Genomic DNA, 25,567 nt, shown 5'->3' on the forward strand with positions numbered 1-25,567 from the left:
AATATGACCAAAGAAGTAACGATTTACGACATCGCGAAACGATTGAATTATTCCCCGGCAACCGTCAGCCGGGCGCTTAATGATCACCCGGCCATCCGGGGTGAAACGAAAGAGCTGATCAATGCCACGGCTCAGCAGATGGGCTATCGGTCCAACACATTCGCCAGCAATCTGCGTCGGCAAAAGACGTCGACGCTGGGGATTATCGTGCCCCGGCTCAACAGCAATTTCATGTCGAGGGTACTGGCTGGGATGGAAAAGGCGGCCAACGATGCTTCCTACAATCTGATTATCACTCAGTCGCTGGAATCCGAGATCAAGGAAGTCGCCAATGCCAAAACGCTGTTCGATAGCCGGGTCGATGGGCTGCTGGTGTCTGTCGCGTACAATACCGAGTCGAACGAGCACTTTGAAACGTTTATACGCCGGGGGGTTCCGGTCCTGTTTTTCGACCGGGTTATTCAGCATCCCAAATGCGTGAGCGTGTCGATCGATAACGAGATGGCCGGCTATGAAGCAACCCGCCATCTGCTCGAACAGGGGTGTCGGCGCATCGCGCACATCACCGGAATTATGCGCCGGAACGTCTACGGCGACCGGCTGGCCGGGTATCGCCGGGCGCTGAACGAGCAGGCCCTTTCGGTCGATGATAGTCTGGTGGTTGAATCCGACCTGAGTTTTGAAGCGGGGTATCAGGCTGGGCAGGCGATACTGGCGATGCCCAACCGCCCCGACGGCATCTTCGTTGCCAACGATTTTTGCGCGGCTGGGTGCATGCTGGCGCTTAAACAGGCGGGTATCAGCATACCCGGCGATATGGCGATTGTCGGCTTCAACGACGACCCCGTCGCGCAGGTGATAAGCCCCAGGCTGACGACCGTACACTATGCCGGTGAAAAAATGGGCGAGATTGCCGCCCGCAGCCTGATCAACTTTCTTAATGGCCTACAGGATATACAGGCCACGAATCGAATTGTGCTGCGATCCGAACTGGTTGTCAGAGAATCGTCGGTCAGACGCGGAAAGTAGCACGACCGGGCCGGTGCCCGCTCAATTCCGTTAAATCCGACTTCGGCTCTATCTTTACACCCACTCTTTGTACCGCATAAACCATCAACTTCATGAAAAAATGGCTGCTTAGCCTGTCGATTTGTGTGGCGGTGCTGCCCGCTCTGGCGCAGACTACACCACCCCGACCCAACAATACCTTCGTCCGTGATAATTTTCAGAAGCAGGAATACGACATTCCCATGCGCGACGGCACGAAGCTGCATACCAACGTCTACATCCCCAAAGACGCGTCGGCGGCCAACAAGTACCCATTCCTGATGCAGCGTACCTGCTACAGTGTGGCCCCCTACGGCCCCGACACGTACCCGAACGGTTTAGGCCCCTCGGGCACGCTCATGCGCGACAAATACATCTTCGTGTACCAGGACGTGCGCGGGCGCTGGGATTCCGAAGGTACCTGGACCAACATGACCCCCACGGTGACCGATCAGCCGTCGGCGGCTGACCAGAAGAAGCGTGGCAAAGCCCCCGCCCGGCAGTCGGCGATGGCGGTCGATGAAAGCTCGGACACCTACGATACCATCGACTGGCTGCTCAAAAACGTGCCGAATAACAACGGCCGGGTTGGGCAATGGGGCATCAGCTACCCCGGTTTCTACACCATCGCCGGGGCCGTAGCGGCTCACCCCGCCCTGAAAGCATCGTCGCCACAAGCCCCCGTATCGGACTTTTTCTTCGACGATTTCCACCACAACGGCGCGTTCATTCAGGCGTACATGTTTACGTTTCCCGTGTTCGGGATTCAGCACCCCGGCCCGACAACGAAAGCGTGGTACGAGGATCAGATCATCAACACCGGCTCGAAAGACGGGTATCAGTGGCAGTATGACCTTGGCCCGCTGAAGAATGCCGACAAATACTACAAAGACAATTTTTACTGGCAGGAAACCGTCAACCACCCCAACTACGACGAGTTCTGGCAGAAGCGCAGCATCATTCCCCACCTGAAAAATATCAAACATGCCGTGATGACGGTGGGCGGCTGGTTCGACGCGGAAGATCTCTACGGCCCGCTAACGATTTATAAGACAGTCGAGAAGAATAACCCCGGCACCTACAATACACTCGTTATGGGGCCGTTCGGCCACGGCCGGTGGTCGCGCGAAACGGGCCACACCATGCACAGCAACGTGTATTTCGGCGACAGCATTGCGACGTTCTACCAGCGTAACATCGAAGCCAAATTTTTCGACCACTTCCTGAAAGGCTCAGGCGATGGCAAATCGGGTCTGCCCGAAGCGTATCTGTTCAATACGGGTCGCAACGAGTGGAAAACCTTCGACAAATGGCCCGCGCCCACCGCTCAGCCAATGCAGCTTGGGTTGCGCAACAGCGGCAAACTCGACATGGGTAGTAAAGGCAGCGCCAGCGCGTTCTCGGAATTCGTCAGCGACCCCGCCAAACCCGTGCCGTACACCGAAGACAACACGACGACGCTTGGGTTTACGCCGTTCAATTACATGTCGGAAGATCAGCGTTTCGCCAGCCGACGCCCCGATGTGCTCACCTTCCAGACCGACGTACTAACCGACGACGTGACGCTGGCTGGCGAACTGATGGCAAAGCTGAACGTCAGCACGACCGGTACCGATGCCGACTGGGTTGTGAAACTGATCGACGTATACCCGCCCAACGAGCCGAATCACCCGTACATGCCGAACAAGAATATTACGCTTGGCAACTACCAGCAGATGGTTCGTTCGGAGGTGATGCGCGGCCGGTTCCGCAACTCGTTTGAAAAGCCCGAACCCTTCGTGGCCAACCAGCCGACACCGGTCAACGTCCGCTTGCAGGATGTACTGCACACGTTCAAAAAAGGCCACCGTATCATGGTGCAGGTTCAAAGCACCTGGTTCCCGCTCATCGACCGGAATCCGCAGAAGTATGTCGATAATATCTACAAGGCGGAAGCTGCTGATTTTCAGAAAGCTACCCACCGCGTTTACGATGATTCAGTGATTGAGGTGTCGGTATTGAAATAAGGACATTACGTCAAGTATACGGGCAGGGGTCTGGTGAAAACGGGGCTCCTGCTTTTTCATAAATTTATGTAACCGTCACTCGCCTGAGTAGTCAGAACTGTATAGGCGCACAATACAAACCGCCCCTTTGATTTAATGACCAGTTGTCAAAAGAATCAGGTAAGCGACAAATACCAGCCTATGTTTCCTGATGAATGCCCCCCATTTTGGGTTGTTTGTCGAAAAGATGTTCCGTTCAGTCACAGAACGGCTCACCTTTGTCACAGTCCTGACGGCCTAACTAACCCATAAGAACGTACGCTGTTACCCACCTACCGATATGTTTGTACTCGAATCTGTTTACGCAATTGTTCTCCTCTACCTGGGACTGAGTGTGCTGTTTCTGGCCGTGTTCGCCGTTGCGGGTCGGTTTGGTGGCACCGACGACGTAAGCCCCGCCATCACGCCGGCCACCTACCGAAAAATTGGTGTGCTGATTCCGGCCTACAAGGAAGATGCCGTTATCATTGAGTCGGTACGGACCAACCTGCGGCAGAAGTACCCCACCGATCGTTTCGAGCTGATCGTCATTGCCGATTCGATTCATCCGTCGGTGCTGGCTCAGCTGGCCGAATTGCCGATCCGGGTTATCCCGGTATCGTTTGAAACCTCGACCGTTTCAAAGGCCATCAACGCAGCACTGGCGCAGATTCCGGCCGGGCAGTACGACGTGCTGATGGTAGCTGACGCTGACAACCACATGGCTACCGACTTTCTAAGCCGCATTAACCTGGCCTTCGAGCAGGGCTGGCAGGCCGTACAGGGGCACCGGGTTGCGAAGAACACGAATACGAGCGTGGCCGTGCTGGACGCAATCAGCGAAGAAATAAACAACCACCTGTTCCGGCAGGGAAGCCGCGCCCTGGGCCTGGCATCGTCAATCATCGGGTCGGGTATGGCATTCGAGCCGGAACTGATGCGGGCGGGTATGGCCAGCCTGCACACGATGGGTGGCTACGATAAAGAACTTGAAATGAATATTGTGCTGGCGGGCCGCCCCATCGCCTACCTCGCCGATGCGTATATCTACGACGAAAAAGTAGCCAGCAAAGCGGTATTCGAGAATCAACGTACCCGCTGGATTGCCGCTCAGTGGCAGTTTCTGGCCCACTACTTCCGTCCCGGTCTGCGCGAGCTGTCGGCTAGTCGGATGATGAGTGGCTTCAAAATGATACAGGCAATGGTGTTGCCCCGGGTGTTGCTGCTGGGCGTACTAACGTTGCTCTCGGCATTAAGTTTGCTGGCGACGCAGCCGTTTTTTCAGCTTGCCGCGCCTGCCCTCTTACTCACATTATGCCTGAGTTTGGCGATTTCGGTGCCAAATTATCTCTGGAAGCGGCTGACGGTGCGTGAATTGCTAGTACTGCCTGTACTGATGCTTCGCTTTGCGCGGGCCATGCTCAACATGCGGAAAGCGTTCCGCCGGTTTATGCATACGCCCCACACCGGAACCCCCGATGTTCAGTTGCAGCCAAACAAATCCGCTTAGTAAATTCGGGTGTGACAGCCAGATTAAAAAGTAGTCTGAATAACTAGAGCAGGTAGGATTACGCAAGCAACGCAGACCGCATCAGCCTGACACCGGTCGGTCGACTGGTGAACAAGCACCGTAATTAAAACGGGGCAGCGTTTGGGAGTAGAGAAGTACGGAGTTCAGCCACCTGAACCCGTTTTCTCCGTTACAAACCTCGCCCCTGCACAAGTAAGTATGAAATCTGTTCTGGGTCGGGTAAGCATTGGAGTACTGGTAGGGCTGCTGATCAGCCAGGTGAGTATGGGGCAGGCGCAGCAGAAAAGCGTGCGCGGGCTAGTATCGTTCGGTCAGGCGACGGGCGTAACGGGCGACACCTCGTTTCTGGATGTCGACAAAGATATCGCCATTCAGCTGTTGCCGTTTGAGGAGCTGACCAAGATCGCTACGGCTTATTCACCCCTGTTGAAGTATCAGGGCGAGATTGCTAATTCGCTCGATGCCGGGTACCAGATTTCCAAGCTACAGATCCTGCAAAATATGTCGGCTTACGGCAACTATTCGGCGGGTAACCAGGCCATCGTATCGTCGGGTGTTAATATTCCCAGTGGTGTCGATCCGGTTTCGCAGATTGCCAACGGCTACCGCTTTGGTGTCGACATGCGCGTGACACTGTATGATCTGTTTGGTCGCAAACAGCAGATGAAACAGGCGTACTCGAACTACCGCGCATCGGTGCTGCAAAAAGACATTATTGCGCAGGAAATCCGGCGGTCGCTGATCGGTATTTATCAGGATATGATTACGGCGCAGCAGGTGCTGAAAACCCGCCTGCTCGACGAACAGGCGTCGCTGACGGCGTACCGCATCGCAGAAGCGGAAACGCAGAAGGGACGGGGGAACGCCGAAACGCTGGCTAACGCGCTGAACCGCTACGCACAGGCAAAGTCATATTCTGAGCAGGTCAAAGGCGAGTTTTTAAAGAATGTTCGGTATTTTGAGACACTCGTAGGACAACCTCTTCAACGGCTAAAACGAATCAACTAATGTCAATCGACGCACTGCTCAGGCTATTTCGGCAAAATCTGCTCTGGATGATCCTGCTGCCGGTCGTTACGGCCGCAACAGCCTGGTATGTCACCCGCGATTCGGTGAAAACCTACCGTTCGGAAGCTACGCTATACACGGGTCTGGCATCCGGCTATACGCTGTTGACGGATCGGCTGGGGCAGTCGATGGACCGCTCATCCAACGCGTTCGACAACCTGCTGACGACGCTCAACTCGAAAGAAACACGCTCGCAGGTTGGCATCTCGCTGCTGAACGATCACCTGCGGCTGCAACAGCCCGATACGCTGGTGTTGGGTTCGGCCGGGTTCGACCAACTGCATCAGGCCATCCCGGCCGACTGGCAACCGTTTCTGATGGGCGAATCTGATTCGCTGCGGCTCTGGAACCGGCTCGACAGCCTGTCGAAGCTGGCCACTGACAATCCCGTCAAGGAGATACTGTTCAAGTCGAGTCTGCCGTACTCGATCAATACCATCGGTGAGAAGCTGATCGCGTCGGCCCGTAAAAATACCAACGACGTGCTGCTGATGGAATACGAAGCCAATGACCCGGCCGTTGCCCAGCAGACACTACGGTACGCGATCGATGCGCTGAACCGACGCAATTCGTTTTTCAAGACATCGGAAACCAACTCGGTTGTCAGCTATTACGAAGACCGTCTCAAAGCAGCCAAAGACAAGCTGAATCTGGCCGAGGGGCGGCTGCGCGACTTTACGATGCGCAACAAAGTGCTCGATTATGATGAGGAAGCGCGTAACGTAGCGGCTTCGCGCGAGGCACTCGATCAGGATTACAACCGCGAACTGATGCAGCGGGATGCCGCCAAAGCCGCTGTCGATGCGGTAGGGAGGCAACTGGCGAAGCAGGGCAGCGTAACCGCCAACACCAACGAACTCACCGATAAACAGCGTCGGCTGACGGCGGCTGAAAGCCAGCTATCGAACGCGAAAGCGTACGGTCAGTCGCGGGCGGCCATTGCCCGTTTGCAGACCAACGTCGATCAGCTGTCGAGCGATCTGAAAGCCAGCGCGCAAAAGATGTCGTCGGCGGGAAACACGCCCGAAGCCATGCCGGCACAGACGATGCTAAACGACTGGATGGCTAAAACGCTGGAGTACGAAGAATCGGTGGCGCGGCTCAAAGTGTACGAAAAACGTCGGAACGAGTATCAGGCCAAAACCAACCAGTTTGGGCCGCTCGGGTCGCAGCTGCGGCAGTTGAACCGCGATCTGGAGATTTCGGAAAAAGAATACCTGGGGCTCCTTCAGAATGTTGAACAATCACGGACCCGTCGGCAGGACGTCGCTGTGGGTGGAAAACTGGAAGTGCTCGATGCCCCGATTACCCGCTGTCGCCCCTGTCGTCGAAGCGCATGCAACTGGTTGTTGTGGGTGGCGGTGTTGGGTTGTTTTTGGCGCTGTTACTACTGGCCCTGCGTTTCTGGCTCGACAAACGGATTCAGTCGCCCGAACAGGCTGAAACACTGCTGGGTCGCCCGCTAACGGCGCAGTTTCCGGTGGTGCGCAAGCCACAGGTGTACTCGAAAGTAACCCGGGCGTCGCGGGCGATGATGGAGCAGTTGCTCAACACGATAAACATTGAAATCGCGCAGGCGGCAGGCAAGCCGTACCCCCGCTCATCACGCTATTCAGCGTACGGGCGAAGCAAGGCAAAACGTGGCTCGCCAACGGGCTGATCGATGCCTACGCCAACGCCGATCAGCAGGTGGCTTACTGCTACCCCCGCCAAACCGGGCGCGAACGGCGGCAGGACAGGCCGGGCGTGACGTATTTCCCGTATACCATCCGGCCCGACTTTATGAACGTAACGGGTCTCGACTACCTGATCGATGCAGACAGCGGCTTCGACGCGTCGCAGTTTGATCGAATTGTGCTGGAACTGCCCCCGCTGATGAGCAATCAGATTCCGGTATATCTTCTTAAAGCCAGCGTACTGTCGATGCTGGTGGTCGACGCGCAGAGTGCGTGGGGACGGGCTGAAAAGCAGCTATTGAGTCTGTACCTGCGGGTTACGAACCAGCCCCTGCTTACGGTACTGAACCGGGTTGAAGACAACTATGTCGATGTGCCGGGACAGGCCGATTTCAGCGAGCGCCCCCCGCGTACTGGCAGCAACGCCGAACAGCCGATGCCGCAGCCGACGCGATCAAACCGGTAAGTAGTTCTCGAATCACTCCGCTGTATTCTATCCTCTTTTAATAGAAAAGGTGTATGTCAGATCATGTATTCGCCGTAGCGCAACAGGCCCTGCCCGACTCCTTCACAATACACCGCCTGGTGGCCGATGCCATGGTGCGCACCGCCCCCGACACGACTGCCGTGCGGATAGGTGGCGAACTCCTGACGTACCGGCAGCTGGATGAGCAGTCAGACATACTGAGTCAGGCCATTCTCCGGGTAGCGTCCGATAGTCAGCTGGTAGGAATCAGCTGCACCCGCAGTCTTGATATGGTTGTGGGTGTGCTGGCGATTCTGAAAGCGGGCAAGGCGTATCTGCCCCTTGACCCCACCTATCCCGACGCCCGGCTGCGGCAGCTCATCAACGATTCCGGGGTGCAGCACTGCCTGTCGACGACCGCTGACGAGCCGCTGTTTACCGAACTGGGTCTGCACGTGATTCGCCCGGATGCAACCCAGGATGGTCCATCGCAAGCCGTCACGACGCAGAACGAAACGGCCTGTGTACTCTACACGTCGGGCTCGACAGGTAAGCCGAAGGGCGTTTGTCTGACCCACATGGGGCTGGTCAACATGCTGACCAATCAGGTGGGTCGCTGGGCTGGTCAGCCGGGCTTGCAGACCCTTCAGTTCTGTCACCTGAGCTTCGACGCGTCCTTCCAGGAAATTTTCGTGCCGCTGCTCACGGGTGGCACCATTCACCTTGTCGACGATTCGTACCGGCTCAACGCGGGGCGGTTGCTCGACTATATCGAACAGGAACGCATCAACCGGGTATTCCTGCCCTACGTGGTGCTCCAATACCTGACCGAAACGGCCGTTGCCAGTCATCGGTTTCCCGCCGACCTACGGGAGATCATCACCGGTGGCGAACTGCTCAAAATAACCCCCGCCATCGCGCAATTTTTCGACGCCCTGCCCGGCTGTGCGCTGATGAACGTGTACGGCCCGACCGAAGCGAGCGTCTGGGTGACGGAAAACCGCTTGCAGGGCGACGCCTTGAACTGGCCTCAACTGCCGAGCATCGGGCGGGTGGTGCCGGGTTGTGGCGTTATCATTCTCAACGAACAGCTTGAGCCGGTAGAGGAGGGTGAAATCGGCGAAATTGGTATCGCGGGCGTATGCCTGGCCAATGGCTACCTCAACCAGCCGGATCGCACCGCCGACGCGTTTATCGACTGGCAGCACCCGCAGTACGGCCCAACGCGACTGTACCGCACGGGTGATCTAGCCCGGTTTATGCCCGACGGCACGCTCGACTTTCACGGTCGGCGGGATACGCAGGTAAAGATTCGGGGTAACCGGGTCGAACTGGGCGAAATCGAAGTGTTACTGGCGCAGCAGCCCGCCGTGCAACAGGCAGTTGTGGTGGCGCGGGAAGACATACCGGGTCACAAACGACTGGTGGCCTACGTGGTGGTTCCGGCGACTAATTTTTCCGTCCCGCTGCTCCGCACTGCGCTGACCGAGCGGTTGCCCGATTTCATGCTGCCGACCTACTATGTCCGGCTCGATGATCTGCCCCGCACCACAAGTGGTAAAGTCGACAAGGCGCAGCTGCCCCCGCCCGATCACAGCCGCCCCGACCTGACAACCTTGCTCCGCCCGGCCCGTACGGCGCTGGAGAAAGAAATTGTCGGTATGTGGGGCGAGTGGCTGCAACTGAACCCCGTCGGGCTGGATGATAATTTCTTCGAACTGGGCGGTAATTCCCTGCTGGCGCAACAGACCATCGCGGCCCTGGAGCAACGCGGCTTTACGGTACCTATCACCAAACTGTACCAATACCCGACAGCGGGTGCGCTGGCTGAATTTATCCAGCCAACAACCAGTATTCGGCCCGGACAGCCGCAACCTGAATTAACCGCTCCCCGTCGTGCTACTGCCGACGATACCGACGTGGCGGTGATTGGTATGAGCGGCCGTTTTCCGGGAGCCAGCACCATCGATGAACTGTGGTCGTTGCTGAAAGAAGGGCGTGAAACGACCCGCTTTTTCACCGACGCCGAACTCGACGCGGCTATCCCGGCGTCGGTCCGGGAGAACCCGCAGTACGTAAAAGCGCGGGGCGTTATCGACGGTGCCGATCAGTTCGACGCCCGCTTCTTTGGCCTGACCCCCGCCATCGCGCAGGTGATGGACCCGCAGCAGCGTATTTTTCTGGAGATCGCCTACGAAGCCCTCGAAACGACCGGCTACCTGCCCGAACTGTACGGCGGTCGGGTAGGGGTGTTTGCGGGTTGTGGCAACAATACATACTACCTGAACAATGTCCTGGCTAACCCTGACGTGGTGGCGCAGGTCGGTTCGTTTCAGGCCATGACCGTCAACGAGAAGGATTACATTGCCTCCCGGACGGCTTATCAACTCAATCTCAACGGCCCCGCCGTGAGCGTCTACTCAGCCTGCTCGACGTCGCTGCTGGCGATTACGCAGGCGGTGCAAAGCCTGCGTAGCGGACAGTGTGAGGTGGCGCTGGCGGGTGGGGCCAGTATTACGGCACCCGTCAGCAGTGGGCATCTGTATCAGGAAGGGGCCATGTTCAGCAGCGACGGGCACACCCGCTCGTTCAACGCCGACTCAACGGGTACCGTCTTTAGCGACGGTGCCGGGGTGGTGTTGCTGAAACGACTGACCGACGCCCGTCGCGACGGCGATACGGTCTACGCGGTTATCAAAGGCATCGGCGTCAATAACGACGGAGGCAACAAAGGCAGCTTCACGGCACCCAACGCCGACGGACAGGCCGGTTCGATTCGGATGGCCCTCGCCGATGCGCAGGTCGACCCGGCAACGATCAGCTACGTTGAAGCGCATGGTACGGCGACTCCCGTTGGCGACCCGATCGAAATCGAAGGACTAACGGCGGCTTTCGGCCCGCAGGACCGGAATCAGTACTGCGCCATTGGTTCGATCAAGAGTAATATGGGGCACCTGACGCAGGCAGCGGGGGTGGCCGGGCTGATAAAAGCGGTACTGAGTCTGCATTATCGGCAACTCCCACCGTCGATCAACTACGAGCGGCCCAACCCCGTTATCGACTTCGCCAACAGTCCGTTCTACGTCAACGCAACCCTGCGCGACTGGGATCAGGAACAAGAATCAACAGCACGCCGGGCGAATTCACGCCGAGCGAATCCACGCCGGGCGAATCCACGCCGGGCGGGCGTTAGTTCGTTCGGCGTGGGCGGTACCAACGTTCACGTCGTGCTGGAGGAATTCGCGGAAACCGTTACCGAACCGATCAGCGACAAACCTGCGCGGCCCGTTCAACTACTGATGTGGTCGGCAAAGTCGGTCGCCAGTCGGCACGCTTTTGCGCAGCAACTGGTTGCCCGGCTGCAACAGCCCAATGCCCCTGCCTTGGCCGACGTTGCGTTTACGCTGCCCCTGACCCGACCCGGCTACGTCCATCGTCAGTTTGCCGTGGCGGCATCGGCCGACGAGCTAACGCAGACACTAACCAGCAATCCGGGGATCAATGCCCAGACACTTGGCCGCGCGCCCGGCGATGTCGTGTTTTTGTTTCCGGGGCAGGGGGCGCAGTTCCTGAATATGGGCCGGGCTCTGTACGAGTACGAACCCACGTTCCGGCAGGCGATCGACGACTGCGCTGAGCACCTGCGTCCGCATCTCGATGTCGACATCCGGAAGGTGCTATATCCTGATACCATCAATTTGGAAGTCGAGCAGCAACTGCGCAACACACGCTACACGCAGGCGGCTTTGTTCGTAACGGAATACGCCCTGGCCCGGCTCTGGATGAGCTGGGGTATTGAGCCATCAATTTTATGCGGTCACAGCGTCGGGGAATTCGTGGCGGCTCATCTGGCGGGCGTATTCACGCTGCCGGATGCCTTACGGCTCGTCGCGGCTCGTGGTCGGCTGGTGAGCGAACAGCCGCGCGGCAGTATGCTATCGGTGCGGCTGGGTATTGATCAGCTTCAGCCGCTGTTGCCAGATACGTTGTCGGTGGCCGCTGTCAACAGCCGCCATCTGTGCGTAGTGGCGGGGCAGGACGAGGATATTGCCGATTTCGCCCGGCTGCTCGACGAACGGGAAATTCCCAATCGGCCGCTGGCAACCAGTCACGCATTTCACTCGGCCATGATGGACCCCATCGTGACGCAATTCGCCGAAATCGTCAAAACAGTACCACTCAGCCGACCGCAAAAACCCATTGTGTCGACGGTAACGGGTACCTTTATGACCGATGCGCAGGCTACCGACCCGGCTTACTGGGCCACGCACCTCCGCGCAACGGTACGCTTCGCTGACGCCCTCGACACGATTCTGACGCTCGACAAGCCACTTTTGCTGGAAGTCGGGCCGGGCCGCTCGATGGCTACCTTGGCCAGACAACATGCAACCGGTCAGGCGCAGCCGGGATCGGTACTGGCTGGACTGGCAACGCAGGCCGACGACAAAGCCACGTATGAAGCACTGCTGACGACGCTTGGCCAGTTGTACCTGCACGGCCTGCCCATCGACTGGCGCGCGTTTTATGCCGGGCAAAACAGGCGACGGGTGGCCCTGCCGACTTACGCGTTCGACCGGCGTCGCTGCTGGATCGATGCCCCCGTCAGCAACCCGGTACTTACTGAGCTACTACCTTCCTATACTACGAATCAACAAGCGAGTAATTCTTCTACACCGCCTATGAGAACTCCCTCTCTTCTTAACAAAATCTACCAGCTACTGGAGGATGCATCGGGCATCGAAATGGCCGATGTAGCGCCGGAAACAAGTTTTCTCGAACTCGGTTTCGATTCCCTCCTGCTGACGCAGATGGCCATTACCCTCCGTAACGAGTTTGGTACGCCCATTACCTTCCGGCAGCTAACCACCGACCTGACCAGCCCCAACGATCTGGCCGCTTTCCTCGATCAGCAACTACCCGCCGATCAGTATGCACCGGCACCGGTGGCTGTGCCCGCGCCTGTTGCTGCCCCTGTTAGTCAGCCTGCGCCGATGGCTGAGCCAGTTATGCCCGCTATGGCTCCCATGCCGATGGCGGCCGCACCTGCCCTTATGCCCGTCGGTATGGTCGGTGGTGATTCTGCGCTGGGGCTGATCGCTCAGCAACTGCAACTGCTGGCCCGGCAGGTAGCCCTGATGCAGGGCGTTCCCGCACAGCCTGCGCCGGTAGCCCCGCCCGTTGCCGTTCCGCCCGCTCCAACCCCGCAGCCGGTAGCGGTACAGCAACCCATAGCACCACCAGCCCCGCCGATAAAGCCCGCTACGCTATCCGTACCGACAACGGGAGAACTGACGCCGGAGGAAGCGATTGAGCACAAAAAGCCATTCGGAGCAACGGCTAAAATCGAACGGCAGACACAGGAACTGACGCAACCGCAGCAACAATTTCTCGCTCAGCTTACGCAGCGGTACAACAGCAAAACGGCGGGTAGCAAAGCCTATGCGCAGCAACATCGGGCGCAGATGGCCGATCCGCGCGTGGTGTCGGGCTTCCGTCCGCTGACTAAAGAAATCGTGTATCCCATCGTGGTCAACCGCTCGGCGGGGAGCCGGTTGTGGGACGTCGACGGCAACGAATACATCGACGTGCTGAATGGCTTTGGGTCCAACATGTTCGGCTATCAGCCTGACTTTATCAAAAAAGCACTGCACGAGCAGATCGAAAAAGGCTTTGAGGTTGGGCCGCAGCACGAGCTGGCGGGCGAGGTTAGTCAGCTGGTTTGCGAACTGACCGGATCGGAGCGCGTGGCGCTGTGCAACACTGGTTCCGAAGCGGTGCTGGGAGCCATGCGCGTCGCCCGGACGATTACCGGCCGGTCGCTGATTGTGGCATTCGCGGGTTCGTACCACGGCATTGTCGATGAAGTACTGGTGCGCGGGTCGAAGAAGCTGAAGACCTTCCCGGCGGCATCGGGCATCATGGCCAACGTGGTGCAGAACATGCTTATCCTGGACTATGGTACCGACGAAAGTCTGCGGATCATCCGGGAGCGGGCCGACGAACTGGCGGCTGTACTGGTCGAGCCGATACAAAGCCGACGCCCGGAATTTGTCCCCATTGACTTCCTGAACGAATTGCGGTCGATTACAACCGCGTCGGGTTCAGCCCTGATTTTCGATGAAGTCATCACCGGCTTCCGTATGCACCTGGGCGGGGCGCAGGCCCTGCTCGGTATCCGGGCCGACATGGCGACCTACGGCAAAGTGGCCGGGGCGGGTATGTCGATCGGCATTATTGCCGGGAAGCGGTCGTTTATGGATGCGCTCGATGGTGGCCACTGGCAATACGGCGACGCGTCGGCTCCTGAAGTGGGCGTGACGTACTTCGCCGGTACGTTTGTGCGGCACCCGCTGGCGCTGGCCGCTGCGAAGGCGTCGATGCTGCACCTGCGCGAGCAGGGCGTTGGACTACAGCAGGCCCTGACCCGCAAAACAACCTACCTGGCCGATACGCTGAACACCTACCTGACCGAGCGGCAGCTGCCCATGTTCATCGCTCATTTCGGGTCGCTCTGGAAGCTCAAGTTTACCGAAGACGTACCGTACGCTGAACTGCTGTTCACGCTGATGCGCGAAAAAGGCATTCATATCTGGGACGGTTTCCCCTGCTTTATGACCGAAGCGCATACCGACGAGGAACTGAGCACGGTGATCGACGCATTCTGCCGCAGCATCGATACGATGATCGACGCGACGTTTTTTCCGGGTAAATCGGTAAGCACCACTCCGCCGGTCAGTGCCGGATCAACCCTGTATCAGCTAGAGCCACCTGTGGCCGGGGCCAGATTAGGCCGTGACCGCGCAGGTAACCCGGCCTGGTTTTTGCCCGACCCCGAGCGGCCTGGTGCCTATTTACAGGTTGATTTAATGGCCTGATGCATGGTAGACAACGTTACAAACCCACAACTGACCGCCGTTGATTTTGATCCCTTCGCGGGACCGCCCATAGCCCTGCTGGCTCCGACGATCGAGCCGCAGCAAGAGCTATGGGCGTCCTGTCTGCTGGGGGGCGACGATGCCAGCCGGGCTTACAATGAGTCGGTGTCGCTGCGGTTTACGGGCCGGCTCGATAGGCTGCTTTTCGAGCGGGCCCTGCAACAACTGGTTCAGCGACACGAAGCCCTGCGGTCGGCATTCAGCGCCGACGGGCAGCAGATGCTTATTTTTTCGGAACTGATCATTCCGCTTTATTATCAGGATATCAGTGAGCAGTCGTCGGCTTCCCAGCAGCAGCTAACGGCCGACTACGTGCGGGTCGACGCCGAGTACCGGTTCGATCTGCTCGACGGGCCGTTGCTCAAACCGGGTCTGTTCCGGCTGGGCGAACTCGACCATCTGTTCGTACTGACCGCGCACCACATCGTCTGCGATGGCTGGTCGCTGGGGATTATGTTGCAGGATCTGGGCCGGATGTATTCCGGGCTGGTGCAGCACCGGCCGGTTAGCCTGCCCGCTCCGCCCCAGATCAGCGACTACGCCCATCAGCAGCTGATGTACTCCAACAGCCCGGCTTACCGGCAGACCGAACAGTACTGGCTCGACCTGTACCGGGATGCCGTGCCGACGGTGAGCCTGCCGACCGACTGGCCCCGTCCCGCTCTGCGAACCTTTCAGAGCGCCCGGCAGGATTACCCGCTGCGGGCTGATCTGGGACCGGCTCTGCGTAAGGTAGGGGCCAAAGCCGGAGCCAGTTTTGTGACGACGCTAATTGCCGCATTCGAGGTGCTGTTGCAGCGGCTGACGGGCCAAACCGACCTGATCGTTGGTCTGCCCACGGCGGGGCAATCGGCGACCGACAATCCGCGACTGGTTGGTCACTGCGTCAATTTGCTGCCCCTCCGCAGCCGCCCGCAACCCGATCTATCGTTTGTCGATTACCTGCGCGTCCGAAAGGGTGAGCTGCTCGACGCGTTCGAGCACCAGCAGCTGACGTTTGGCACCCTGCTCAAAAAACTGAGCATTCCCCGCGACCCCTCCCGTGTGCCGATGGTGCCGGTGCTCTTCAATGTCGACCTCGGCCTGACCGAAGATATTGCGTTCGAAGGACTTACGTATCAGTTCATTAGTAACCCCCGCGCCTACGAAACGGTCGAACTGTTTCTGAACATTGGCGGGTCGGTAACCGATCTGACGATGGAGTGGTCGTACAATACGCAGCTGTTCCGGCCCGATACCATCGATCGGATGATGGCTGGCTTTGAAACACTGCTGGAAACGGTTGTCGAAAACCCCGCCGTTCGCATTGGCGACATAGCCCTGGGCGGTGAGCGCGAGCTGCTGCAAAAACTCGCTGACTGGAACGACACGACGGTAGCTTACCCGGACAATCAGCCGCTGACGCACTTGCTGACCAAAACGGCCGGACAGTTTGCCGATAAAGTCGCGCTGGTGGCCGGGAATCAGCAGCGCACGTACCGCGAACTTGATTTGGTTTCGAGTCAGGTCGCGCAGGCACTGCACCGGTCGGGTATCGGCCGGGGCGACGTGGTGGGCGTCTTGCTCGACCGCACCCCCGACCTGCTGGTGGCGTTGCTGGCCGTGATGAAAGCCGGGGCCGCTTACGTCCCGCTCGACCCCGATTACCCGCAGGACCGTATCGCGTTTATGCTGACCGATTCGGGCGCGAAACTGTTGCTGACGTCCCGCAAATACGGGCGCGGTGGGGTAGGGGGTCAAACGCCAGAACGTCTGATTGAAACGCTGCTGACCGAATCGACAGACCTGCCCACAACTGCCCCCAACCTGCCGTTGAATGGCCGCGATCTGGCGTATATTCTGTACACGTCGGGCTCGACGGGCCGGCCGAAGGGGGTGCAGATCGAACACCGTAGTTTGGTCAATCTGCTCGACAGCATGATCGACTGGCCCGGTATCACGCCCGACGACCGGTTGCTGGCCGTTACAACCATTTCGTTCGACATCGCCGGGCTGGAACTTTACCTGCCGCTGCTGACGGGCGCAACACTGGTGCTGGCCGACGCCGAAACCACCCGCGACGGTCGGGCTTTGCTACAGATGCTGACCGATCAGCAGATCAGCCTGATTCAGGCAACACCGGTTACGTATCGGATGCTGCTGGCGGCTGGCTGGGAACAGCCGCTACCGGTGAAGGTACTGTGCTGTGGCGAACCGCTGCCAAAAGATCTGGCTCAGAAGCTGACCGCCCGCTGCGCGTCGCTGTGGAATATGTACGGCCCCACCGAAACAACGATCTATTCGTCGGGTAAGCAGATTCTGCCCACCGATGAGGTCATTACGATCGGTCGGCCCATCCATAACACGCAGATTTATATTCTCGATGAACAGCAGCAACCGGTGGCCGACGGGGTGGCGGGTGAGCTGTATCTGGCGGGTGATGGCGTGGCACGGGGCTACCTGAACCGGCCTGAGCTGAACACCGAAAAGTTTGTCGCCGACCCGTTTAGTGCTACGCCCGGCGCGCGGATGTACCGCACGGGCGACCTGGGTCTGTTCATGCCCGATGGTGAAATTAACTGTCTGGGTCGTATTGATCAGCAGATCAAGATTCGCGGCTATCGGATCGAACCGGGCGAAATCGAGCAGGTGCTGCTGAAGCAGGACGGTGTACACGAAACGCTGGTGATGGCGCGGGAAGACCGCCCCGGCGACAGGCGGCTGGTGGCCTATGTGCTGGCTCCTGAACTGACCGATGACACATTCATCAACCGCGTCGGCGACTGGAAAAACCAGCTACGCGATGTGCTGCCGACCTACATGGTTCCGGCTGATTTTGTGCGGATCGATCAATGGCCGATCACACCAAATGGTAAAATCGACCGAAAAGCCCTGCCCAAACCCGCTGCGCTGACTGACCTCCCCGGAAAGTCGCAGCCAACGAGTGTTATTGAGAAGCAGATTGCCCAGATCTGGAGCGAGGCCCTCGGGCTGACGCAGATTGGTCTGGACGACGATTTCTTTGACCTGGGTGGCCATTCGATGATTGCTGTGCAGGTGATGACGCAGCTCGAAACCGTAACCGGCCGACGGCTACCCCTGTCGACGCTGATGACCGCGCCAACCATCCAGAAGCTGGCCCTGCTGTTTGATGCCGACAAACCGGCTACGCACTGGAAATCGCTGGTACCGATCAGGCCGGAGGGGAGCAAGACGCCAATCTACATCATCCACGGTATCGGTCTTAATCTGCTGAATTTCAATAGTCTGGTGTCGTACATGGACCCCGATCAGCCCATCTACGGCTTACAGGCGCGGGGTCTTGACGGTACCGACGAGCCGTTTGACCGGATGGAGGATATTGCCGCCTTTTACATCAGCGAAATCGTGCAGCAGAACCCCGACGGGCCATATGCCATTGCCGGTTATTCGTTTGGCGGCTACGTGGCTCTTGAGATGGCGCAACAACTTCAGGCGATGGGTAAATCGGTGAAGATGCTGGCGATGTTTGATACCAACGCAGAACCGTCGATCCGTCACTGGTCGACGGGGGCGAGATTCTGGTGGCGCGCTACCCGACAGTTGCCTAAGCTACGCTGGATCGGTGCATCACTATTGAAAAATCCGGGGCAGACGATACGGTATCAGGCCGCGTTTGCCAGGTCGTTGTCGCAACGGCTGATGCATAAGTTGGGGATGTATGAAACGCCACAGGTAGAGCCGGGTATGGATCATCTGAGCCGGATCATGGAGAAGCATGAGATCGCCTACGAGAACTACCGGTTTAAATCCTACGACGGAGTCATCGACCTGTTCAAGGCACAGAGCCGGATTTACTTCGTGGAAGACAACAAGTCGCTGGGCTGGGGAAAATACGCCAGACAGGTACGGGTACACGACGTGCCGGGTGACCACCAGATGATGATGATGCCCCCAACGACAAGGTCTTCGCGCAGGTGTTACAGCGTGCCCTGGACCGGTGTTCCAAGTCGTAAGATGTGATTGTCTTGAACCGCTGGGCGGCCCCGTGTGATTTTTCTGATTTTTTGATTTCGCTGATTTGAAAAAGAATCATAGTCCATCAGCGTAATCACAGTTCAAGATTATCTGAACTATGATTCCTTTGATTAGTTGATTGCCCTGATTCAGAAAAAATCACAGTCCATCAGCGTAATCATAAAAATCACAGTTCAAGACAATCACCGGTCATGATTTGACGATCAGATTATGCTTATCCAGTAAACCGGGCAGGCTATAGAGTGAGAATTTTGCCTTCTTTAATCGGTTTACATCGGGGTCGAGTGTGATGTTGAAGGAGGTCGAAAAGTCGACCTGATTCAGCGTATTATCGTCGAATTTTGTGAGTTCAAGGTCACAGCGGTCGAAGAGAGCCCCGGTCATGTCGCAGCGGATGAACAGGACGCTTTTGATGGAGCACTCCACGAATTTGGCCTTTACCAGCCGCCGATTGAGAAAAATACTCTGATCGAGTTGACAGGCTTGAAAATCAGCGTGAAACCCAAACGGGTTGCAGGTGCCGAAGTCGACGCCCTGCACCGCACAGCCAACAAAAGCGACGTCGTTGAACTGCGTCTGTTTCACAGCACAGCGGATCAGCATGCACTGCTCAAACCGGCAATTGATAAAATTAGCCCCCGCCAGCATCGTCGGCGTCGGGCTCAGCTTCTGAAACGTACACTGTTCGAAGGTGTGCCCCGCCCATTGGCTGGGTAAGTCATCTGACGTTGTGTACAGCTGTTTGTAATGCTCCATGTCTCGAACCGCGATTTTCCTGATTTACTGATTTTAAAGAGAATCACAGTTCAGATAATGTCTGAACTGTGATTCTCTTGATCGCTTTGATTACCCTGATTTCAAAATAATCATAGCCTATCAGCGTAATCACAAAAATCACAGTTCAGACAATCACGACAACAGCGATTGCCGATACGTCTTCAGCTCGGCGAAAGACAGCTTGTAGTTGAGCGTCAGCAGGCCGTACGTCAGGCCGCCAAGCCCTACCTGAACGATGGTGTTCAGGATACCCTCGTAGCCTACGAACTGCTTGTAGGCGTAAACGACCAGCACCATCACAAGGCAGAAAACCGTTGGCCAGGCAATGTTGCGCAGGAAAGCACCGAAGAAGTCGCCGATCAGGTAGTGGACAACCCCAAAGTTGGCGATCAGGTTAAACAGCGTTGCCAGCAGAAAGGCAGTGGCGATACCCATCACACCAAAGTAAGTGCCGAGGAAATAAACCAGCGGGAGCTTTACGATCAGCGTTACTACGTTCAGGTAAAACAGCAGGTTTGGTTTGCCCTTCGTAAACGCAAGCGTAAACAGCGGATGGCTGAGGCAGGTAAACCAGCCCACGAACACAAAGATTCGGATCAGTTCGATGGTCTTGTCCCAGCCGGGGCCGTAGAAGAGCGGCACCACGCTTTCGGCCGTAATAAAGAGCCCCGCCAGCAGCGGCATGTTGCAGTAGCTGACGAAGTCCAGAATTTTCAGGTACGACTTTTTCAACTCCACCGTACTTTCCTTCATCTTCGCCAGAATGGGGTAGGCCACCTGTAGAATGATCGGGTTCAGCTTCGTAATTGGGAAAATCGACAGCTGATAGGCAATGGTGTAATACCCCAATAGTTTCACGCCCAGCATGCCGCCGATGAAAATATTGTCGGCGTTCGACTGTATGAAGCCCAGCAGACCGTCGCCGAGATTGAATAGACCGAAGCGCAGGTGTTCGCCGATATTCCGCATGTCGAAAGCCAGCGTTGGGGAGAAATAAGGCAACCCGAAAATGACCTGAAATACGGTTTTGATCGTCTGATTGATCAGCGAGCCGATGATGAGCGAGAGCTCATGGTAGCCATTGTACGCTAGTGTTACTGTCGCAATTGACCCGATCACCGTACCCAGAATGTCGATAATCGCTACGGCCCGAAACTTAAGCTCTTTCTGGAGCAGAAACAGGTATAGCTGCCCGAAATACACGATTAGGAAGTAGTAAGACGACAGGTGAACGACTTCCGCCAGCTTCGGCTCCTTGTAAAACGAAACAATCAGGGGGGTGCTCAGGTAAACGGCCACGAAAATTATGACCCCAACGATCAGGTTGAGGTAATACAGCGTCGATAGCACCCGGCGGTCGCTTTCCTGCTTGTAAATGATGGAGTTGGAAAACCCCAGGCTGGAAAAAATGGTGAAAAAGCCAATGACGAGGTTGCTGATACTGACGATACCGAAGTCGGCGGGTACGAGAAGCCGGGCCAGTACAGCTACCTGTCCGAACTGGAAAACGGTGGAGATTACGGTTGCAATCGTAATCCACTTGCCACCGTTCATGGCTTTGTCTTTGTTACTCATTGTTGAGGTAAGTGCAGCTAATGGTTACGGTAGTTTAGCTATTCTGGAAAATAGAATGCAGAAAAAACCTTGCCACTCTATATAGACTACAACTTTTGCGTTTCGTAATCTATTGGACGTGAATTATTTTCCGTACAACCCGACTCTTGCCCTGTCGAATATCGAGCAGGCAGACGCCATACGCCATACCGGTCAGGCTGATACGGGCCGACAGCGAGGGTTCGGGTTTTGAAAAACGTACCGACCTGTAAAGCTGACCGGTGGTACCAATCACGTTTATCTGCACCGGGTCCTGACTGTCGTTGGTCAGCACGAGGTCGACGTAATCGGATGTAGGGTTGGGGAAAACCTGTATCGTTGATAGGTCGGGACTGCTGTCGCCGTCTAGCGGGGGCCAGCGCTGGGCATAACGAAGATGGGTGTTTCGCTCACCGGTATCAGCACACTGCCGTTCTGACTGACGAGCCGCGTACGAACCATCGTGCTGCGGCCGGGGGTAGGTACGCAAAGCTGCACCGTGTCGCCCCGCGGAACCGGCAGCGCGTAGGTACCGGAGCGCCCTTGTTCGTCGCCAATCAGCAGCACGTAAGCTGATCGTCGTTCGCCGTTGCTCGTTACCGCCGGGCCGGGTTCGTACCGATCCACGATTAGTCGGGCGGGGCCGTTGGTTACCGCTACGGTATCGGCGAAGCGGTACGCGCCCAGCAACGCATTGGCCTGCCGCAGGTATTCGGCAGCGGGCTTGCGGGTTTTGTCGTCACTGAGCAGACCCATCGAACTGAACTGAGTCGGATTCGCCGGGTCTTCGTCGTAGAGCTGGTAAAAAAACAGCCGGTCGATGCCCACCCGGTTATACAGCAGCGCCGTACGTAGTATCCAGTCCGCCTGCGTTTCCTGAACGGTTTTACCGCCAACGCCGATGGCCCGCAGTGGACTACCGGGGTTGGTGTCGTAACCGGCTTCGGTGATCCAGACGGGCCGGTCGTTGGCCAGTTCGTGCGATAATTTCACGAAAGCGGCAGCCTGCGCCCCCACACCTGATAGTTCCGGCGCGGCCCCGCGCGTGCCGCCCCCGTCCTGCGATGTACCGGCGTCGTTGGCGTAAAGGTGCTGATTGATAATATCCCAGCAGAGATCGATGCTGCCGTCGGGCTTGTAGCCCCGAAACTCGCGGCACCAGTCGATCATTCCCCGTACGTAATCGGTGGTCGACGCGGCCAGTCCACCTATGGCGACGATCATCGCGGGGTCGGCATTTTTAACCCCAACGCCCGGCCCGAGCGTATTTTTATGGCCGTCGTAGAACGCCGACAGATTCGCGGCATACTCGCGGGCGGTCTGGTATGCTTTGCGGCCCTTCCATGTTTTGTCGCGCTCGTTGTCGCATTCGATGTACCGGATCAGGCCCAGCCCAATTTTTACCGTGTTGACCCCCGCCCAGGTTTTTACGGGACTGACACTCACCAGACCAGGGTCAACGGATTTGTTGCTGCCATACCGGGCTGCGTACTGAAACGCGACTTTCGCCTGCTCGACGTACGACGCGGGCTGCGTCAGATCGCGTCCATAAATGGCCGGTACGTTCTCGTAGTCGCGCTGCCCTTCCGGGTACGTGTTTTCCAGCCACTTCGGTAACGTCTTCAGGCAGGCCAGTACCTCGATGCCTTCGCTCTGCATGCGCTCGTAGATGGCGTCGTAGTTCCAGTTGCCGCTGAAGGTTGGGTTGAAGGTATACTGCCCCGGCGTCGATTCCAGCTTTTCCCAGTCCATATAGTGCCGGATGGCGGAAAAGCCTTTCAGGAGCGGAATCCGCGTTTCGTCGACCTGCCAGGGGGCGTCGGCACTTTCGATGTTCCACTCAAATGCGTTTACGCCCAGTTGCTGACTCAGGAGTGTGTGCCGGACGGATGGGAGCGTCGGTTCGGGGCCGGGTTGGTACGTGCCGTAGAATTCGAGTTCGGTGGGGTACGCGCCCGACGTGTTGATGACCAGAAAGCGGGCGTTGCTGATGGGTGTTTTCAGATCGAGTACGTCGGGCTGCGACGGGTCCGGTCCAACCCAGGCATTGTACTTGTCGCCAATAAATCGGGCAATCGGAATTCGCTCCCAACTGTCGGTGATGATCGAAATGGTTAGGGGGGCGTCGACGTTAGTACCGCTGCCATCGTACATCCGAATGCGGTCGATGGTCATCTGCTCGCCGGGCCGCAGCGGGTAGTAGGCGTCGTAGTTTTTGAGCAGCTTATTGTAGCCCGTGTTGACCTCTTCATCCGTTTTGCCGTCGAACAGGCCGTTAAGCCCGTTGCTGACGTTGTTGAGCTGATACCAGCGGGGGCCGGTAACCGGAATTTTTCCGGCGTCGGCCAGCTGAGGGCGCGCACTGCCCGACGCCATAAGCACCTGAGGCCAGTACGTAAACAGCAATAGCGCGCCCAGGGCGACCACCGCTGTAACAAACAGCTTTTTCATCGTACATCAAGTATAACCCGGTGGGTTTTCCGGGTGGGTTAGTCTAAGCCAAAAAGCCTCGTTACCGCGTCAGCATCACCTGACCGCGTTGCACAATAGGCGTATTGTTCGGGTCGGCTCCCACCTGCTGGTAGGAAAGCAGCCAGCTATAGCTACCCGGCTCACAGGGTTGCCCACTGTGCATGCCGTCCCAGAATCGATCCGTAGTATTGGTGTAAAAAAGCGGGCTCCCCCAACGATCGAACACGGTCATTGTAAAGGAAGCGACGTTGGTTGTAAATACGCGCAGCACGTCGTTGGTACCGTCGTTGTTGGGGGTAAAAGCGTCGGGTACAAACACCGGGCTCGGCGGACACGATGTGCATTGCCTGACCTGTACGTCGTCGATGGCCATGTCGTTGCCGCAGCCGTCGTCGCCCTGATTGTTGATGAGTTTGATAACCACGCCCTGCGTTGAGTTAGGTGTGGTAAACAAGGTCGAGAACCGTTGCCAGCTTGGGGTGCGGCTTTGCGGGATCGAGCCGAAATCGATGCTTTGCAATACCGTGCCGTCGGCGGCTTCCACGCGCAACGTCAGGTTGGGCAGGAGCGGATTCGTGCAGATGCCCGGCCGCAGCAGGTTGATACCCCACAGCGAAAATTCGTAGGTTGTCTGGCTGCATAGCCCCGTTGCGGGCTGGGTATACACTTCACCCGCGCCCTGGGAGCCATTGACGATCATCATCAGACCGCGCGAGTCGCCCGGGGTATGGTCTTGCGGAACGGCATGCCAGAGGTTGTCATAACAGGTGCCGTCGACGTGATCGGCCAGTGCATACTGCCCGTCGAGGGGGCAGGTAAGAGTGGTGAATTGGTAGCGGGTCCGGTTACTGAGCGATGAGGGCGACCCCACCTGCCCGAACGTTTCATCGACCGTTAATTCGGGAGGGCCGCCCATACACGACTGGGCCTGTGAAGCCAGCGTCGCGCCAGAAATAACCAGCCAGGCCAGTAGTAAAGGTCGGGTCAACCTGCTTAGTGTACCACTTCGATGGACTTGGGCATTCATATACCTTTTTATGACGTCAGGCCAAACATAGCGTCACCAATTCCTATGATTAAGTTGTCGTGTAAAGGGCTGGCGTAGGCTGGATGCTGCGGCCCCGTTACTTTTACCGAAAATTGGTGAATTTACACAAATGGCGTGGGTAAATTGTATGATCGGTAGTCCGCCCGGCTGGGTTAATATCGGCGATCTCCGCCCGGTAGGACCCGCGGTTATTGGCCTGTCCGTAAGGGGTTTGGCAGAGCCGCTGGGTACGCTGCTGGCCGAGCTGTCAGCCACCGACCATAGTCGGGCGAATCGGTATCGGCAACCCGCCGACCGGCTGCGGTTTCTGTATGGGCGCGTACTGGTGGGCTGGGTCGGAGCGGGGCTGACGGGTTATACGGCGCAGACCGTTCCGCTGGTGATCGGTCCGTATGGCAAGCCCGATCTGGCGGCCCATACAGGCTGGCACATAAACCTGACCCACGCAGGCGACTGGGTGTTGCTGGCCGTTGATCGGCATCCCGTCGGTATCGACGTAGAAAATCGTCGGCCTGACTTGCCCATCGCTACCCTGCTGCCCACGGTGTGCAGCCCGGACGAACAGGCGCGTGTCTGGGCCGACACCGACCCGGCCACGGCATTTCTGCGGTCGTGGACCCGTAAGGAAGCGCTCCTGAAAGGCATCGGGCACGGCCTGGTCGACGATCTGCGGGTGATACCGTCCCTGGATGGCCAATCATCACTTCCGCCCGGACTGAGCGATAGCGACTGGCAGGTGCAGAGCTTTGCGGTCGATTCCGCGCACCCGGCGGCTCTGGCGCACCAACCGACCGACATATCTCCCGTCTTTTACAGGCTAACGGCATCTGATTTGCTGACAAACCTGAAATGGGCGTGACTTAGGTTCCCTTGGCCTGTCATATAAGCACCTCTGAAATTTTGATTTTTTACCGGCACGTTTCTTACGTGTGAG

The 25,567-nt window shown here is 57.6% G+C and carries 15 protein-coding genes; 10 read left to right on the forward strand and 5 right to left on the reverse strand.

Annotated elements, in window-relative coordinates; genetic code table 11:
- Window positions 1-3: 3 nt before the first annotated feature.
- From HH216_RS13230 to HH216_RS13260, 9 genes are all read left to right on the forward strand, one after another.
- Entirely contained in the window at window positions 4-1,029 is a 1,026-nt protein-coding gene (locus HH216_RS13230; RefSeq protein ID WP_169551232.1) for a LacI family DNA-binding transcriptional regulator, read from the forward strand.
- Window positions 1,030-1,121: 92 nt separating this feature from the next.
- Complete coding sequence (locus HH216_RS13235; protein ID WP_169551233.1) at window positions 1,122-3,053, forward strand: CocE/NonD family hydrolase; 1,932 nt, start codon at window positions 1,122-1,124, stop codon at window positions 3,051-3,053.
- A gap of 319 nt (window positions 3,054-3,372) precedes the next feature.
- Complete coding sequence (locus HH216_RS13240) at window positions 3,373-4,581, forward strand: glycosyltransferase (RefSeq protein WP_169551234.1); 1,209 nt, start codon at window positions 3,373-3,375, stop codon at window positions 4,579-4,581.
- A gap of 219 nt (window positions 4,582-4,800) precedes the next feature.
- The gene (locus HH216_RS13245; protein ID WP_169551235.1) at window positions 4,801-5,610 is read left to right on the forward strand and encodes a TolC family protein; all 810 of its coding nucleotides are present in this window, start codon (window positions 4,801-4,803) and stop codon (window positions 5,608-5,610) included.
- Window positions 5,610-7,136 carry a GumC family protein gene (locus HH216_RS13250; RefSeq protein WP_174842713.1) on the forward strand — a complete coding sequence of 509 codons (1,527 nt, stop codon included), beginning with the start codon at window positions 5,610-5,612 and terminating at the stop codon, window positions 7,134-7,136. Before HH216_RS13245 ends, HH216_RS13250 begins: the two co-directional genes overlap by 1 nt.
- Window positions 7,046-7,330: a hypothetical protein gene (locus tag HH216_RS25490; RefSeq protein WP_174842714.1), complete on the forward strand. Its 285-nt coding sequence runs from the start codon at window positions 7,046-7,048 to the stop codon at window positions 7,328-7,330. The genes HH216_RS13250 and HH216_RS25490 overlap by 91 nt, the downstream gene beginning before the upstream one ends.
- 29 nt (window positions 7,331-7,359) lie before the next feature.
- Window positions 7,360-7,812 (forward strand): hypothetical protein, encoded by a 453-nt coding sequence (locus HH216_RS25495; RefSeq protein WP_174842715.1) that lies wholly within the window; start codon window positions 7,360-7,362, stop codon window positions 7,810-7,812.
- A gap of 53 nt (window positions 7,813-7,865) precedes the next feature.
- On the forward strand, window positions 7,866-14,687 hold the full coding sequence (locus tag HH216_RS13255) for a polyketide synthase (RefSeq protein WP_169551236.1): 6,822 nt from the start codon (window positions 7,866-7,868) through the stop codon (window positions 14,685-14,687).
- Window positions 14,688-14,690: 3 nt separating this feature from the next.
- A complete protein-coding gene (locus HH216_RS13260; protein WP_254448419.1) occupies window positions 14,691-18,728 on the forward strand; it encodes a non-ribosomal peptide synthetase in 4,038 nt (1,345 codons plus the stop codon).
- A 204-nt stretch (window positions 18,729-18,932) separates the two neighbouring features.
- Here HH216_RS13260 and HH216_RS13265 read toward each other — a convergent pair whose 3' ends face one another.
- The 5 genes from HH216_RS13265 to HH216_RS13285 all read right to left on the reverse strand — a co-directional run bounded on the left by HH216_RS13265 (window position 18,933) and on the right by HH216_RS13285 (window position 24,573).
- A complete protein-coding gene (locus HH216_RS13265) occupies window positions 18,933-19,499 on the reverse strand; it encodes a pentapeptide repeat-containing protein (RefSeq protein WP_169551237.1) in 567 nt (188 codons plus the stop codon).
- A gap of 153 nt (window positions 19,500-19,652) precedes the next feature.
- Window positions 19,653-21,095 carry an MOP flippase family protein gene (locus tag HH216_RS13270; protein WP_169551238.1) on the reverse strand — a complete coding sequence of 481 codons (1,443 nt, stop codon included), beginning with the start codon at window positions 21,093-21,095 and terminating at the stop codon, window positions 19,653-19,655.
- A 109-nt stretch (window positions 21,096-21,204) separates the two neighbouring features.
- Entirely contained in the window at window positions 21,205-21,408 is a 204-nt protein-coding gene (locus HH216_RS13275) for a hypothetical protein (protein ID WP_169551239.1), read from the reverse strand.
- A gap of 71 nt (window positions 21,409-21,479) precedes the next feature.
- On the reverse strand, window positions 21,480-23,564 hold the full coding sequence (locus HH216_RS13280; RefSeq protein ID WP_169551240.1) for an alpha-amylase family protein: 2,085 nt from the start codon (window positions 23,562-23,564) through the stop codon (window positions 21,480-21,482).
- A gap of 61 nt (window positions 23,565-23,625) precedes the next feature.
- Entirely contained in the window at window positions 23,626-24,573 is a 948-nt protein-coding gene (locus HH216_RS13285; protein ID WP_169551241.1) for a T9SS type B sorting domain-containing protein, read from the reverse strand.
- A 271-nt stretch (window positions 24,574-24,844) separates the two neighbouring features.
- On the opposite strand from HH216_RS13285, the gene HH216_RS13290 reads away from it, so the two are divergent.
- A complete protein-coding gene (locus HH216_RS13290; protein ID WP_169551242.1) occupies window positions 24,845-25,492 on the forward strand; it encodes a 4'-phosphopantetheinyl transferase family protein in 648 nt (215 codons plus the stop codon).
- The last annotated feature ends 75 nt before the right edge of the window (window positions 25,493-25,567 follow it).

This window comes from Spirosoma rhododendri (assembly GCF_012849055.1).
GTDB lineage: Bacteria > Bacteroidota > Bacteroidia > Cytophagales > Spirosomataceae > Spirosoma > Spirosoma rhododendri.

Bases quoted from the DNA above. Each gene is read 5' to 3' on its own strand.
- HH216_RS13230 (WP_169551232.1), top strand. From the start codon at position 4: ATGACCAAAGAAGTAACGATTTACGACATCGCGAAACGATTGAATTAT.
- HH216_RS13235 (WP_169551233.1), top strand. From the start codon at position 1,122: ATGAAAAAATGGCTGCTTAGCCTGTCGATTTGTGTGGCGGTGCTGCCC.
- HH216_RS13240 (WP_169551234.1), top strand. From the start codon at position 3,373: ATGTTTGTACTCGAATCTGTTTACGCAATTGTTCTCCTCTACCTGGGA.
- HH216_RS13245 (WP_169551235.1), top strand. From the start codon at position 4,801: ATGAAATCTGTTCTGGGTCGGGTAAGCATTGGAGTACTGGTAGGGCTG.
- HH216_RS13250 (WP_174842713.1), top strand. From the start codon at position 5,610: ATGTCAATCGACGCACTGCTCAGGCTATTTCGGCAAAATCTGCTCTGG.
- HH216_RS13255 (WP_169551236.1), top strand. From the start codon at position 7,866: ATGTCAGATCATGTATTCGCCGTAGCGCAACAGGCCCTGCCCGACTCC.
- HH216_RS13260 (WP_254448419.1), top strand. From the start codon at position 14,691: ATGGTAGACAACGTTACAAACCCACAACTGACCGCCGTTGATTTTGAT.
- HH216_RS13265 (WP_169551237.1), bottom strand. From the start codon at position 19,499: ATGGAGCATTACAAACAGCTGTACACAACGTCAGATGACTTACCCAGC.
- HH216_RS13270 (WP_169551238.1), bottom strand. From the start codon at position 21,095: ATGAGTAACAAAGACAAAGCCATGAACGGTGGCAAGTGGATTACGATT.
- HH216_RS13280 (WP_169551240.1), bottom strand. From the start codon at position 23,564: ATGAAAAAGCTGTTTGTTACAGCGGTGGTCGCCCTGGGCGCGCTATTG.